This is a genomic window from Pedobacter sp. PLR (assembly GCF_026239675.1).
Taxonomy (GTDB): Bacteria; Bacteroidota; Bacteroidia; order Sphingobacteriales; family Sphingobacteriaceae; genus Pedobacter.
Window position 1 is genome coordinate 1 of the sequence record NZ_JAPIVQ010000036.1, and the last position, 556, is coordinate 556.

Below are 556 nucleotides of genomic sequence, written 5' to 3' on the forward strand. Positions count from 1 at the left end.
CAGGGTACCCTGGTTGATCAGGTAAGAATTTGGGGTATTTCCAGGGGCTCTGGCCAATGCTCCTGTAAAGGTATCACCAGGGTTAAGCGCAGGTGTAAAGTTATAACCGATTACAGGTTCTGCATCACCATATTGAATACTTGCCGTAATTGGTGTTACCGTGATTGAAGCCTTATTGATTGTAAATTGAGGCAGCGGGCTTAAGTTCAGGGTATAATTTGTACCTGCGTTTAGTGTTCCCAGTTCAAAGTTATAAGTACCTTCATTTTCTCCTGGTACTCTTGTCAATGTTCCGGTAATCACATCAGGTGATACCAATGGACTAAAATTGTACTCAAATGCAGGGTCGTTTTCGCCATAATTTTTAGCCTTGCCTACTGCAGTAATGGCGATAGCTTTTGGGGTAATCGTTAAATCTGCAGCAGTAAAATTAAGGTCGTAATTTGAACCTAAAGCCAGGTTTCCCTGGTTAACAGGATAGCTTCCTACAGCAGTTCCTGCAGTTCTAGCCAATTTGCCGGTAAAAGAATCGCCGGTTGCTAAAGGAGTAGACAAA

The 556-nt window shown here is 42.8% G+C and carries 1 protein-coding gene; it reads right to left on the reverse strand.

Annotated elements, in window-relative coordinates:
- Nucleotides 1–556 (reverse strand): MBG domain-containing protein (locus OQX61_RS24240; protein ID WP_265844426.1); only part of this gene is annotated, 556 nt, incomplete at both ends.